The organism is Allobosea sp. GW821-FHT12C12 (assembly GCF_058807355.1).
This window is the reverse complement of the sequence record NZ_JBXAQP010000004.1, coordinates 30,056-43,205: the sequence shown is the minus strand read 5'-3', so window position 1 is coordinate 43,205 and position 13,150 is coordinate 30,056. Positions and strand designations below refer to the sequence as shown.

At 69.3% G+C, this 13,150-nt stretch carries 7 protein-coding genes and 1 pseudogene; 4 read left to right on the top strand and 4 right to left on the bottom strand.

What is annotated here, in order from left to right; translation table 11 throughout:
- Positions 1 to 76 precede the first annotated feature (76 nt).
- On the top strand, positions 77 to 3,028 hold the full coding sequence (locus AC1RRW_RS06890; protein WP_492899893.1) for a bifunctional [glutamine synthetase] adenylyltransferase/[glutamine synthetase]-adenylyl-L-tyrosine phosphorylase: 2,952 nt from the start codon (positions 77 to 79) through the stop codon (positions 3,026 to 3,028).
- A gap of 51 nt (positions 3,029 to 3,079) precedes the next feature.
- On the opposite strand, the pseudogene AC1RRW_RS06885 reads toward AC1RRW_RS06890, so the two are convergent.
- The 4 genes and pseudogenes from AC1RRW_RS06885 to AC1RRW_RS06870 form a co-directional block, all read right to left on the bottom strand.
- Positions 3,080 to 4,666 (bottom strand): annotated as a pseudogene (locus tag AC1RRW_RS06885) (PAS domain-containing sensor histidine kinase); the annotation flags it as partial.
- An 882-nt stretch (positions 4,667 to 5,548) separates the two neighbouring features.
- Positions 5,549 to 8,194 (bottom strand): aminopeptidase N, encoded by a 2,646-nt coding sequence (pepN, locus tag AC1RRW_RS06880; RefSeq protein WP_492899891.1) that lies wholly within the window; start codon positions 8,192 to 8,194, stop codon positions 5,549 to 5,551.
- A gap of 165 nt (positions 8,195 to 8,359) precedes the next feature.
- Positions 8,360 to 8,623: a hypothetical protein gene (locus AC1RRW_RS06875; protein WP_492899890.1), complete on the bottom strand. Its 264-nt coding sequence runs from the start codon at positions 8,621 to 8,623 to the stop codon at positions 8,360 to 8,362.
- Positions 8,624 to 9,109: 486 nt separating this feature from the next.
- A complete protein-coding gene (locus AC1RRW_RS06870) occupies positions 9,110 to 10,543 on the bottom strand; it encodes a cation-efflux pump (RefSeq protein WP_492899889.1) in 1,434 nt (477 codons plus the stop codon).
- 109 nt (positions 10,544 to 10,652) lie between these two features.
- Between AC1RRW_RS06870 and AC1RRW_RS06865 the strand changes: the two genes are divergently transcribed.
- From AC1RRW_RS06865 to AC1RRW_RS06855, 3 genes are read left to right on the top strand one after another with little or no spacing between them, the layout of a single operon-like run.
- Positions 10,653 to 11,102, top strand: coding sequence for a VOC family protein (locus AC1RRW_RS06865; protein ID WP_492899888.1), 450 nt, complete (start codon positions 10,653 to 10,655; stop codon positions 11,100 to 11,102).
- Between the two features lie 55 nt (positions 11,103 to 11,157).
- A complete protein-coding gene (locus tag AC1RRW_RS06860; protein WP_492899887.1) occupies positions 11,158 to 12,213 on the top strand; it encodes an aldose epimerase family protein in 1,056 nt (351 codons plus the stop codon).
- On the top strand, positions 12,210 to 13,103 hold the full coding sequence (locus AC1RRW_RS06855) for a PfkB family carbohydrate kinase (protein ID WP_492899886.1): 894 nt from the start codon (positions 12,210 to 12,212) through the stop codon (positions 13,101 to 13,103). Before AC1RRW_RS06860 ends, AC1RRW_RS06855 begins: the two co-directional genes overlap by 4 nt.
- The last annotated feature ends 47 nt before the right edge of the window (positions 13,104 to 13,150 follow it).

Sequence of the window (13,150 nt, the reverse complement as noted above, 5' to 3'; positions counted from 1 at the left end):
TCGGCCCTCATCGTGAGGAGCCGCGTCGGCGGCGTCTCGAAGGATGAGGGCTGACGGAATGTCGCGGGAACGAGTAATGGCGGTGCGGCTCTGCGAACGGCTGACGACAGCCCCGGTCCTGCCGGCGCGCGCCAAGCCCGAAACGCTGCTCGCCCGCGACCTGATCGAGCGCCTGCGCGATGAGGAGGCGGCCGCCGCGCTGACCAAGCATTTCGCCGAACATCCCGCCTCCGCCGCGCTCGTCGCCGGCGTCGTGGCGCATTCGCCCTTTCTGACGCAGATCATGCGCTTCGATCCGCAAGCGCTGCTCGCCAGCCTGGTGACCGCGCCCGACACACGGCGAGACGCGCTGCTGGCCGGGGTGATGGCGCAGGATCGCGACGGCGTCGAGACGCCCGAGCTGATGCGCGCCTTGCGCCGATTCAGGCAGGGAATGGCGCTCCTGATCGCGCTCGCCGACATCGGCGGCGTCTGGGACGTGGAGACGGTCACGCAAGCGCTCACCGCCACCGCCGACGCCGCGGTCCGGCTCGCCACGCATCACGTCCTGCGCCAGGCGGCCGATCTCGGGCGGATCAGGCTGCCGGACCCGGCGAGGCCGGGCGACGGCTCCGGCCTCGTCGTGCTGGCGCTTGGCAAGCACGGCGCCGGCGAGCTGAACTACTCCTCCGACATCGACATCGTCGTCTTCTTCGATCCCGAGACGGCCGAAGCCGCGGGCGTTGCCGAACCGGCCAGCCTCTACGTCAAGCTGACGCAGCAGCTCGCCCGCATCATCCAGGAGCGCACGCCGGACGGCTACGTCTTCCGCGTCGACCTGCGCCTGCGGCCGGACCCGGCCTCGACCCATGTCGCCGTCGCGCTGCCAAGCGCCTATACCTATTACGAGACGGTCGGCCAGAACTGGGAGCGCGCCGCGATGATCAAGGCCCGGCCCGTCGCCGGCGACATCGCGCTGGGAGAACGCTTCGTCGCCGATCTCGCGCCCTTCATCTGGCGCAAATATTTCGACTTCGCAGCGATCGCCGACATCCACGCGATGAAGCGCCAGATCCAGACGGTCAAGGGCCATGAGACGATCGCGGTCGCCGGCCATAACGTGAAGCTCGGGCGCGGCGGCATCCGCGAGATCGAGTTCTTCGTGCAGACCCAGCAGCTCGTCTTCGGCGGAAGACGGCCGGCCCTGCGCGGGCCGCGCACGATCGGCATGCTCGGAGAGCTGACGCAGGAGGGCTGGATCACGCCGAAGGCGCGCGACGAGCTGGCGGAGTCCTATCGCTTCCTGCGCACGATCGAGCACCGCCTGCAGATGCGCCATGACGAGCAGACGCAGACCCTGCCGACCGACAAGGCCGATCTCGAAGCCTTCGCCCGCTTCTGCGGCTTTGCCTCGACGGCCGCCTTCGGCAAGGCGCTGACCTTTCACGCGAAGCGGGTCGAGGGCCACTACGCGCTGCTCTTCGAGGAGGGGCCGAGCCTGGCGAGCGAGGCCGGCACGCTGAGCTTCACCGGGACCGAACTCGATCCAGACACGCTCGCGACCCTGCGCAAGCTCGGTTTCCGCGACCGGAAGAATGCGGCCGAGACCGTGCGCGGCTGGCATTTCGGCCGCCGCGCCGCCGTCACCAGCGCGCGCGCACGCGAGGTGCTGACCGAGCTGACGCCGGCTCTGCTCGTCGCGCTCGGCCGCACCGCCGACCCGGACGGCGCGCTCGCCCATCTCGACAACGCCTTCGTGCGCATGCCGGCGGCCGTCGAGCTTTTGACGCTGCTGCGCTCGCACGCGTCGCTGCTGACGCTGTTCGCCGAGATCCTCGGCAGCGCGCCGCGGCTGGCCAAGGTTGCGGCGCTCCACCCGCATGTGCTCGACGGCGTCATCGATCCGGCCTTCGCGGTCGCCGCCGTCGATGCGCCGGCGCTGGCGCGGCGCATCAGGTCCGCCGTCGGAACGCCCCCGCCGAGCGTCGAGGACGGGCTCGATCGTCTGCGCGACGCCGCCCGGCAGGAGAATTTCCTCGTCGGCGCGCGCCTGCTTTCTGGCGTCTATTCGCCCCGCCGGGCCGGCGAGGCCTGGTGCGCCGTGGCGGAAGGCTGCCTGCGCGTCGCCTTCGAGGACACGCGCGCCGCCTTCGCCGCCGATCACGGCGTCGTCGCCGGGGCGCAGACCGTGGTGCTCGGCTTAGGGAGGCTCGGCTCCGGCGAACTGACGCCGACATCCGACCTCGACCTGATCCTGCTCTACGACCGTCCGGAGGATTCGCACGCCAGCGACGGCCGCAAGGCGCTCGATCCCGTCACCTGGCACGTCCGCTTCACCCAGCGGCTGGTCGCGGCGCTGACGGTGCCGACGCGGCGCGGCTCGCTCTACCAGGTCGACATGCGGCTGCGCCCGACCGGCAACAAGAGTCCGGCGGCGACGCAGTTCGCCGGCTTCGAGGCGTACCATGCGGGCGAGGCCGATATCTGGGAGGAGATGGCCCTGACCCGGGCCCGCGTCGTGGCCGGCGATGCCGGTCTGGCCGCGCGCGCCGAGGCGACGATCCGTGCGATCCTGACCCGTCGGCGCGATCCGGCCGCGGTCGCCAAGGCGGTGAAGTCGATGCGCGCGCTGATCGCCAAGGAGAAGGGCGAGCGCGATCCCTGGGATCTCAAGCTCGCGGCCGGCGGTTTGACCGATCTCGACTTCCTCGCGCAGTTCCTGGTGCTGGCCCATTCGAGCGGGCGCCCCGGCCTGCTCCGGCGCGAGACCGGCGGCGTCTTCGCGGCCGCCCGCGACGCGGGCCTCATCGCCTCAGTGGACGCGGACGCGCTGGGGGAGGCTCAGCGTCTGTTCAGCGATGTCCAGCTCTGGCAGCGCTTCGCTCTCGAAGAGTCGCTTGAGGCGGGTCCGCCGCCGGACCGTCTCCTGAGCCGCATCGCCGCCGCGCTCGGCCGGCCGGACGCCAGGGTGCTGCGCGCCGAACTGGACGATCTGCGCGCCCGGACGCGGGGCCTGTTCGACCGGCTGCTCGGCGAAGCTGTTGCCTGAGACCCGCGCCATCCGGTCCGCGACGCGGCTGGCGCCGCCGTCGAGCGGCAGATGCACCATGACGATGGTGCCGGCGCCGATCGCCGAGCGCAGGCGCAGCGAGCCGCCATGCAGCTCGACGAGCGAGCGGGCGATGGCGAAGCCCAGCCCCGAGCCCTTGTAGCTGCGGGTCATGTCGCCCTCGACCTGCTCGAAGGGCCGGCCGATCCGCGCGATCTTCTCTTTCGGGATGCCGATGCCGGTATCCTCGACATAGATGTTCAGCGCATTGGACGCCTGGCGCAGCCGGATCGCGATCTTGCCGCCCTCGGGCGTGAACTTGGTGGCGTTGTCGACCAGATTGCCGACGACCTGATAGAGCGCGTGCGGATCGGCGTTCAGCTGCAGGTCGATCGCGCCGTCGACGGTGAGTTCGATGCGCTTGCGCTCGATCTCGTCGCGCGAGCGGCGCACCGCCTCCGCGATCACCAGCCCGACCGAGACGCTGGTCTTCTCGAGCTGCATCCGGCCGGATTCGATCCGCGACATGTCGAGGATGTCGTTGATGACGCCGAGCAGATAGCCGCCGCTGGAGCGGATGTCGCGGGCATAGTCGAGATAGCGGTCGCTGCCGAGGCTGCCGAAAAGCCCGTTCTCCATGATCTCGGAGAAGCCGATGATGGCGTTGAGCGGCGTGCGCAGCTCATGGCTCATATTGGCGAGGAACTCTGATTTGGCGCGGTTGGCGCTCTCGGCGGCGGCTTTCTGCTCGAGGTAGCGCTCGGCCATGTCGGCGAGCTGCTGGGCCTGCGCCTCCAGCTCCTGACGCGAAGCCTTGAGATCGGTGACGTTCATCAGGAGCTGATGCTCGGATTGCGTCAGCCGCTCCTCCTGCTGCTTCAGCGTGGTGATGTCGGTGCCGACCGAGACCGAGCCTCCGTCCTTGGTGCGGCGGCCGTTGATCTGGAGCCAGCGCCCGTCGGACAGCTTGGCCTCGTAGGAGGTCGCGCCGACCGTGCCGCGCGTCGAGCGAAGCGGCTCGCGGTCGATGTTCGGCTGGGCGCTGAGCGCCATGACCTCCTCGTGGGTGATGCCGTCGCGAAGCGCCTCGGCCGGAAGCTGATGCAGTTGCTGATATTTAGCGTTGCAGAGCACGAGGCGGTTCGACGCGTCCCAGAGCACGAAGGCCTCCGAGATAGCCTCGACGGCGTCGCGCAGGCGGGCGTCGGCCGTCGCGGTGCGCTCGGCCATGCTGCGCTGCTCCGAGATGTCGGCCGCGATCCCGACGAGATGCTGCGAGCCGGTGCGCCGGTCGATCACCAGCTCGGCGCGGGCCTTGAGCCAGACCCATTCGCCCTTGGCGTCACGGACACGGAACTCCTGGTCGAGATGGTTGGCCTCGCCGCGGCTGATCGCGTCGGCGAGCGCATAGAGATCGGCGTCCTCTGGATTGATGAAGCTCGAAACCTCGCCGAAGGACATGTAGTCGCCGGCGCGGTCGTAGCCCAGCATGGCGTACATCGAGTCCGACCAGTAGATCCGTCCGCGCGCCAGATCCCAGTCCCACAGGCCGCAATGCCCCCGGTTCAGCGCGGTGTCGATGCGCTCGCGAACGCAGTCGCAATCGTCGTCGGCGGCGCGCGCACGTCGCGACTGCATCAGGAAGGCGAGCGTGATCGCGCCGAGCACGACGCCGGCCGCCGCAAACAGCGCCAGCAGCGCGCCGCGACGCTGCTGCCAGCCCCAGAGCACGCGCGCCGTCGGCTGGATCAGGGCGATCTGGCCGAGAGGCGCCGCGAGGTTGCGAACGGTCGCCAGCGCCTCTTCGTTGCTCGGCAGCGTGATGCGCATCACGCCGGCCTTGTCGCCGAAGGTCGTGAGCAACTGGGTCTGGCCCAGCAGGTCGACCAGGGTGCTTTCGGCAGCCTTGCCGACCGCGGGCTCGCTGGCGATGACGTCGCCGGTCGCGGTGGCGACGTGGACGATGCGGCCATAGGCTGCGAGATTGCGCGCCGCCAGGCTGGAAAGAACGGCCGAAGGCCCGATTTCGGCCCGCGAGGCATTGTCCAGTTCGAGCGCGATCAGGGATGCGAGAGTTTCGAGATCGCCGACCGCATCTTTCAAGGCATCGTCGCGCAGGTTCATGGTCTGGACGAACGCGCCGGCGCCGAGGATGGCGATGAAGAGCCCGACGAGCGCGGGGATGACTTTGCGAAAGGTAGGCTCCAGCCTTTCAAATCTGCGATAGAGCGGGTGTGTCAGCGATCTCGCGACCCCCAGAATCGGAGCCGCGCGCATGGTGGCGCAGCCCGCGTTCGCACGCGTCATACCCGTCCCCCTTCGGAAAATCAGTACCGTCAGCAAGATCGGGAGACGTGCCGCATCCCCTCGAATCACTTCGAGTTGAATCCCAGTGAATCGATTTGTCCAGCCCTGAGTTGAATCAAGACGTCGGAATTCATCTTGGGGTTGCGTTGTCCCGTGGGATGAATCCTGCGCGCGTAATGCCTCGTTAATCTCTATGGCGACGGCTGGGGCGGTTCACGCCAGCGCCCGTTCCGCGATGTCGGCGACGTCGCGGGAGAGGTTCGGCGTATTCGCCACCATGCCGAGCGCGTTCTCCGCGAAACCGCGCCGCGCCGGCTCCAGCATGCGCCAGCTCTTGAAGGCGCCCATCAGCCTGGAGGCGACCTGCGGATTGGTCCGGTCGAGCGCGATCACGATGTCGGCGACGAAACCGTAGCCCGCGCCGTCCGGCCGGTTGAACTGCGTCAGGTTCGCCGCGAAGCCGCCGATCAGCGCGCGCACGCGGTTGGGGTTGCCGAGCGAGAAGGCCTTGTGGCGCATCAGCTCCTTGACCCGGTCGAGCGTGCCGGGTTCGGCGATCAGCGCCTGCGCCATCAGCCATTTGTCGAGCACGAGCGGCTCTTCGGAATAGCTCGCCGCGAAACGCTCGATCAGCCCCTCGCGGGCCGCGCCGGGGACCAGGGTCATGGCGGCCAGCGCCGCGAGCCGGTCGGTCAGATTGTCGCCATTTTCGAACTGGGCGGCGCAAAGCCCCGTCGCGGCGTCAGGATCGGCCATTGCGATGAGCCCGAGCGCCTCGTTGCGCAAGGAGCGCCGGCCGGCCGCATCGGCGTCCGGCGAATAGGCCCCGGTCTGGACGAGCGCGTCGCGCAGACTCAGCAAGCGGGGCTGCAGGGCCTGGCCGAGCCCGGTCGCCAGCGCCCGGTGGGCTCCATGGATCGCGTCGGGGTCGACGTCGCGGCCGATCTCGCGGGCGATGTCGGCCGGCGGCGGCAGGCGCAGCACCTGCGCCGCGAAGGCCGGATCGGCCAAGGCCCGCTCGGCCAGGAAGCCGTCGAGCGCGGCCGCGATCTCGCCGATCCGGCTGGCCAGCGCGGCGTCACCGCCTTTCGACTGTCCCGCCGCGACGAGCGCGCGCGTCGCAACGCTCTGCAGCGCCTGCCAGCGATTGAAGGAATCGCTGTCGGCCGCGAACAGCCGCAGCAGCTCGGCGTCACCGAGATCGAGCTCGAGCCGCGCCGGTGCCGAGAAGCCGCGCAGCAGCGAGGGAATCGGCGGTTCGTCGACATCGTCGAACGTCACCGAGAGCGATGCCCGGTCGAGCACGACCACGCCATCGCCGGCATAGGCGGGCGCGTCGGTGACGAGCGCGATATCGCCGCTTTTGCCGACGAGCCCGAGCGCCACGGGCAGCACGACCGGCTGCTTGTCGGGCTGGCCGGGCGTCGGCGGCGTGGTCTGGGCGAGGTCGAGCGTGTAACGCTTTGCCTCGGCATCGTGGCGGCCGGACGCCACGATGGTCGGCGTGCCGGCCTGCTCGTACCAGCGCGCGAAATGGCTCAGGTCGCGGCCGGAGCTCTCGGCGAAGCAGGCGAGGAAATCCTCGATCGTCGCGGCCGTGCCGTCGCAGCGCGAGAAATACAAATCCATGCCGGCCTTGAAGGCCTCGTCGCCGATCAGGACCTTGAGCATGCGGATCACCTCCGCGCCTTTCTCGTAGACCGTGGGCGTGTAGAAGTTGTTGATCTCCCTGTAGGCGCGCGGCCTGACCGGATGGGCGAGCGGCCCGGCATCCTCGGAGAACTGCGTCGCGCGCAACGTCCGCACGTCGGCGATACGCTTCACCGGACGCGAGCGCTCGTCGGAGGAGAACTCCTGGTCGCGGAAGACGGTCAGGCCCTCCTTGAGACAGAGCTGGAACCAGTCGCGGCAGGTGATGCGGTTGCCGGTCCAGTTGTGGAAGTACTCATGCGCGATGATCGCCTCGATCGAGGCGTAGTCGCCGTCGCTCGCGGTCTGCGGATCGGCGAGGATATATTTGTCGTTGAAGATGTTGAGGCCCTTGTTCTCCATCGCGCCCATGTTGAAATCCGACACGGCGACGACGTTGAACACGTCGAGATCGTAGTTGCGCCCGAAGACGCGCTCGTCCCAGCGCATGCAGCGCTTGAGCGAATCCAGCGCCCAGCCGGCCCGTCCCGCCTTGCCGGGCTCGACATGGACGGCGAGCTCGACCTTGCGCCCGTCTGTCGTGACATAGGCTTCGCGGACATGGTCGAGCGCGCCGCCGACCAGCGCGAAGAGATAGGCGGGCTTGGGATGCGGATCGTGCCAGACCGCGAAATGCCTGTCCGTTCCGGGCACTTCGCCGGCCGCCGCCAGATTGCCGTTTGAGAGCAGCACCGGAGCCTCGGCCTTCGCGGCCTCCAGCCTGACAGTATAGACGCTCATCACGTCGGGCCGGTCGAGGAAATAGCTGATCCGGCGGAAGCCGTCCGCCTCGCACTGCGTGCAGTAGACGTTGGAGGAGCGGTATAGCCCCATCAGCCTTGTGTTGGCGGAGGGGTCGAGCACCGTCTCCAGCGTCAGCGTGAAAGGCCGTCGCGGCGGGGCGGGGATCGTCAGCGCCTGCGCCGTGGCGTCGTAGGCCGCGGCCGGAAGCGGCGCGCCGTCGAGCGCGATCCCGCTCAGGACCAGTTCGTCGCCGTCGAGCACCAGAGGCGCGCCCGGCCGTCCGGCGGGGTTCGGCCTGAGTGCGAGCAGCGCCCGCACCCGCGTCTTGTGGGCGTCGAGCGCGATGTCGAGGTCGACCGTGTCGATCAGCCAGTCGGACGGGCGATAATCCTCGAGGCGGATCAGAGGGGTGTCTTCGGCGCGCATGGGAACCCTGAGGCGAGTGGTCTCTCGCCTCGTCTGTAAGGCATGGCGCCGAAAAGTGGGAACCCGCTTTCGGGCGCAGCCATGCCCGCCCGATGCTTGCTTGGCGTTCCCCTGCCGGAAGAGCGCCGGCGCGGGCCTGGTCGATTGCCCCCGCGCCGGCAGCGCTCAGCGCCAGCCGGCTTCCTTGTCGCAGGCGGCGCGCGCCTGCGGGTTGCTCTTCTCCCATTGCGTGATCGAGCGGGTCTCGTTGTCGCTCATCTTGTTGTTCATGCAGACGCAATATTTGCGCACGACCGGCTCGGCAGCGCCGCCGGCATTGTCGATCAGGCACTGGCCGACCCATTTGGCGTCGTCGGCGGACTGGGCGCGCGCGGCAGGCCCGGCCAGCAGGGCGACCATGCAGGCGGTCGCGAACAGGATTGTCTTCATCGTCTTATCCCCCAAGGCGAACGCCGCCGAGATGGCTTAGGCGGCATGCGGCGCACGCTCTCACCACCGCATGGACAGCGCGTGAGCCGCGCGTGAACCGCGATCCGCACCCAAGCGGGATCCGCCAGGACGGATGCGGAAGCCGTGGCTGCCGTCCGGCCTATGGCGGTAAACCGCGATCCATGCGCGCATCCGGCTCGCCAACGGGCGCATGGGCCGACGACCGGATCGACGCCAGTTCGAGCGTATGGCGCGGCCCCACGCCTTCATCCGGGACGGCGGCAACGCGTTTCGGACCTGTTTCGTCGCCGGCCGCGGCGATGAGCGGATGGAAACCCCTGGAGCTATCGCGACGTCACCGCGCGCGGACGCCAGGAGCCGTGGGGAGGCCAGGCCCGGGGGCCATCTCCGGATACCGCCCTATGAATGGCTGGTCCGGCCTGACAATTTCGCACGGACCCTGGTCGCGATCCTTGAGCCGGATCGTCACGAGACCGCCAGCCGCCCCGGCTCGGCATGGCTGACCAGCCGGCAGACCTGCGGCCGCGCCAGCCTGACCGCGCGCTCGATCGCATCGACCGCCGCATGCACGGCCGCGACGTCGAGCGCCGGATCGACGCGGCAATGGTAGTTCACCACCAGCCCGTTGACGGTCTGGCGCACGCGCACGCTGTGGATGTCGTGGACCGGGCCGCCCAGGCCCGCGGCTTCTCCGGCGAGCGCCTTGCCGATGTCCTCGACCGTCTCCCAGGCGACGTTGTGGCTGGCGGGCAGGCCGGTCTCCATCGGCTCGATATGGGTCTCGACCTCGGTTTCACCGCCGAACTCGGCCCGGATCGCGCTTTCGAGCCGCGTCGCCACGTCATGCGCCTCGCCGAGCGGCAGTTTCGCGTCGACCTCCATGTCGAGGCTGACCGAGAGCCGCTCTCCGATCGAATGGACGCTGACATGGTGGACCGGGATCCTGAGCTTCAGCGCGATCAGCAGCACGCGCTCCAGCGCCGTCTCGTCGTCGACCTGGATCGGGTTGGCGGCGATGGTCATATCGGCGCCGGGCTGCTCCTTCTCGACGGCGTCGAGCAGCGCCTGCTTGATCGCCACGACGCGGTCGAGCGGCAAGGTGCGCGAGACCAGGATGCTGATCTCGCCGAAAACGCGCCCGCCCGCGGGCCTGACCTTGATCGAGTCGACCGCGACCACGCCCGAGACCTGGGAGACGGCGTTGCGCAGCCGCTCGGTGACCCCTTCCGGCGCGGCGTCGAGCAGCGTGTCGATGGTGCGCCGCCCGAGCTTGAAAGCCGACAGCGCCATGAAGGCGGCGATGGCGAGCGCGGCGACCGTGTCGGCCCGGGCGAAGCCGAGCCAGGAGGCGACGAGCCCGGCCAGCACCAGCGCGGAGCCGACGAAATCGGCCGAGAAATGCGTCGACTCGGCGGCGAGCGCCTCGCTGCCGGTCTCTCGCCCCACCAGGGTCAGCGAGCGCCAGCGCACCGCGTCGACCACCATCGAGAGCAGGATCACGCCGACCACCACCGGCGTCACCGAAACCGCGCTGAGCGCGCCGGTCCATAGCCGCGAGCCGGCCTCCCACAGGATCGCGCCCCCGAGCGTGCACAGGATCGCGGTCTCGACCAGCGCGGCCAGCGCCTCGACTTTGCCATGGCCGTAGTGATGCCCGTCGTCGGCCGGCTTGTCGGCGGCGCGCACCGCGAACCAGGTGAACAGCGTCGAGCCGATGTCGATCAGCCCCTGCAGCGCGTCGGCCAGTAGCGCGAGCGAGCCCGAGAGCACGGCGGCGACCCCCTTGGCGAGCGTCAAGAGCAGCGTCGCCATCACCGAGAGGATGGCGGCGCGCTGCTTCATGCCGGAGATTGTCGCCGCATCGAGGCGCGAAGGCCCGCCGTCATGGAAGTGTGTCATGGTTCTCTCTCGCCGGCCCTCTTGGACGGGCCCCCTTGAATGGACAGGGTGTCGCCCGATCTAGTGGCGAGATCAACCCGTCGCCGCTCGAAACAAGAGGCAAGACCCGATGCGCTATCTCCACACCATGGTCCGCGTGACCGATCTGGACGCCGCGCTGGATTTCTACGTGACCAGGTTCGGCCTGGTCGAGACGCGCCGCATCGAGAGCGAGAAGGGCCGCTTCACCCTGGTCTTCCTCGCCGCGCCGGATGACCTCGACGCCGTCAAGGCGACCGGGTCTCGTGGCCGCCCGACGCTGGAGCTGACCTGGAACTGGGATCCGGAGGTCTATACGGGCGGCCGGAATTTCGGCCATCTCGCCTATGAGGTCGACGACATCTACGCCACCTGCGACACGCTGATGAAGGCCGGCGTCACCATCAACCGCCCGCCGCGCGACGGCAACATGGCCTTCATCCGCTCGCCCGACAACATCTCGATCGAATTGCTGCAGAAGGGCGAACCGAAGGCTCCGGCCGAGCCCTGGGCGAGCATGGCGAACACCGGAGAGTGGTGAGCGGAGGCTGGCCGGACTATGGCTCGGCGGATGACAGGCTAGGGACGGCAGGCCTTTGACCAAATCGATCCTCGGCGTGCTCGCCGACCGCACGACGATCCACGAAGTCGCCCTGCGCTCAGCCTCCGGCGCGCGGGCGACGATCATGGAATGGGGCGCGGTGCTGCGCGATCTCGTCGTTCCCACGCCCGGCGGCGGCCAGCGGCGCGTCGTGCTCGGCTTCGGCGATCTCGCCGACTATGTCGCCCATTCGCAGCATATGGGCGCGATCGCGGGGCGCTATGCCAACCGGATCGGCGCGGGGCGCTTCACGCTCGACGGCATGAGCTATCAGCTGCCGCTGAACCAGAACGGCCGTCATTCGCTGCATGGCGGCGGCAAGGGTTTTGGCGTGCGGCCCTGGACGATCGTCGATCACGACGAGGCGAGCGTCACGCTGGCGCTGGTCTCTCCCGATGGCGACGCCGGCTATCCCGGCACGCTCCGCGTCTGGTGCCGCTACAGCCTGCGAGCCGAGGCCGCTTTGCGTATCGAGCTCTCGGCGACGACCGATGCGGCGACCGTGGTCAATCTCGCGCATCACTCCTATTTCAATCTGGATGGAAGCCCCGACATCCTCGCCCACGAGCTGGAAGTCCGCAGCCATCTGATGACGCCTGTCGACGCCGATCTGATTCCGGACGGCTCGCTCGCCGATGTCGAAGGCACCGCCTTTGATTTCCGCAAGATGCGCCCGATCCGGCTGGCGGGGCCCGACGGCGCGCGCATCCGCTACGATCACAACTACATGCTGCGGCGCGATCGCTGCGAGCCGGGCGCCGCTGGAGGCCTCCAACTGGCGCATGCCGCGACGCTGCGCTCGGGCAAGAGCGGGCTTGCGATGCAGCTCTGGACCACGGAGCCGGCCTTGCAAATCTATGACGGCGCCAAGTTGAGCACGCCCGTGCCCGGTCTCGACGGCGCGCCCTATGGCTCCAATGCCGGCATCGCGCTGGAGCCGCAGCACGTGCCGGATTCGCCGAACCTGCCGCATTTCCCGTCGACCGTGCTGCGGCCGGGCGAGGTCTACCGGCAGGTCAGCGAGTATCGTTTCGGAGCCGATGCAACGTGAGCGGCGTCTTCTGCCTCGGAATCGCGACGCTCGACTATGTCTACAGCGTCGAAACCTTGCCGACGCGCGGCGAGAAATACCGCTCGCGCGATCTCGTCGTGGTCGGCGGCGGCTGCGCCGGCAACGCCTCGGTCGCGATCGCCCGCCTCGGCGCCCGCTCCTGGCTGGCGACGCGGCTTGCCGACGACCTGACGGGCGACAGGATCGTCGCCGACCTCGCGGCCGAAAGCGTCGACGCCTCGCTGTCCCTGCGCGCGCCCGGCCTGCGCTCGCCGGTCTCGGCCATCCTGGTCGACGCGGATGGCGAGCGCATGGTGGTGTCCTATTCCGACCCGGCCATGCCGGAGGAAGCGGGCTGGCTGCCGCGGGAGCTGCCGAAGGGAGCCGACGCGGTTCTCGCCGATACGCGCTGGGGCGAGGGCACGCTGGCCGCCCTGCGGCTTGCGCGCGAGGCCGGCGTTGCGGGCGTGCTCGACGCGGACCGCAAGCCGCCGCATCCCGATCTCGTCGCGACCGCGAGCCATGTCGCCTTCAGCCAGCAGGCCCTGCGCGAGGTGTCCGGCGAGGAGGATCCCCGCGCCGGCCTGGCCAGGGTCGCGCGGGGCGCTTCGACCTGGCTCGCCGTGACGCTCGGCAAGGAGGGCGTGCTGTTCGTCGAGGACGGTGCGGTCGTCCATATCCCGGCCTTCATGGTCGAGACCGTCGATACGCTCGGCGCCGGCGATGTCTGGCATGGCGCTTTCGCGCTTGCGCTGGCGGAAGGGCAAGGCGAGCAAGCCGCGATCCGCTTCGCCTCGGCGGCCGCCGCGCTGAAATGCACGAGATTCGGCGGACGCCTCGGCGCGCCGCGCCGCGACGAGATCGAGCGCTTTCTGGCCGCCAGCGCGTGAGCGCCTCGCCGCGCGACCGGCGCTGCCTAAAATTGAGGCGGCTTTTT